General features: G+C 72.8%; 1 protein-coding gene and 1 pseudogene. Both read right to left on the bottom strand.

What is annotated here, in order from left to right; genetic code table 11:
- Nucleotides 1-261 (bottom strand): formate dehydrogenase accessory sulfurtransferase FdhD (locus tag GPA_RS15260; RefSeq protein ID WP_041239761.1); only part of this gene is annotated, 261 nt, incomplete at its 3' end.
- 14 nt (nt 262-275) lie between these two features.
- Nucleotides 276-540, bottom strand: a pseudogene (locus GPA_RS15255) (formate dehydrogenase accessory protein FdhE domain-containing protein); the annotation flags it as partial.

Here is a 540-nt window from a genome sequence, read left to right as displayed (position 1 = left end):
CCGGTGCAGCGGCACGTAGCCCTCCGCGGCGCGCTCGCCGCTGGCCACGTACACGGCCGCCGCCTCCGGGTCGGCCGTCACCTCCACGAAGCGCTCGCGGTCGGCGATGAGGCCCTCGGACAGGAGATAGCCCACGGCGAGCTCCGCCAGGTCGTATGGGCTGCCCTGGCTCACCGCCACGGGCGCGTCGTTCAGGAATATGCGGATGGGCCGCTCGGCCGTCGTGCGCGGCGCCGCTGCCCGGTACTCGATGACGGCCATGCGTCCCCCCTTCCCTAGCCCCGCTCGGCCGCGATGGCGTCGAGCCGGGCCATGATCACGTCCTCCACCTCGAACGAGAACGGCGCGAGCGCGTCGTCCGCGTACACGGTGCGCAGGTAGCCGCCGCATTCGTCGCAGGTGGCGATGCGGTGGGCGTCGTCGCCCTCCACGTTGTAGTAGTGCAGGTGCGCCTGGTTCTGCGTGCCGCAGCGGGCGCAGCGCACGCGCTCGACCTCCCACGACGTGCCGCACTGCGCGCACCAGAGCGTCTTTCCGCGG

The organism is Gordonibacter pamelaeae 7-10-1-b (assembly GCF_000210055.1).
GTDB lineage: Bacteria > Actinomycetota > Coriobacteriia > Coriobacteriales > Eggerthellaceae > Gordonibacter > Gordonibacter pamelaeae.
The sequence above is the reverse complement of the archived record's forward strand: the minus strand, read 5'-3'. Positions and strand labels throughout refer to the sequence as shown.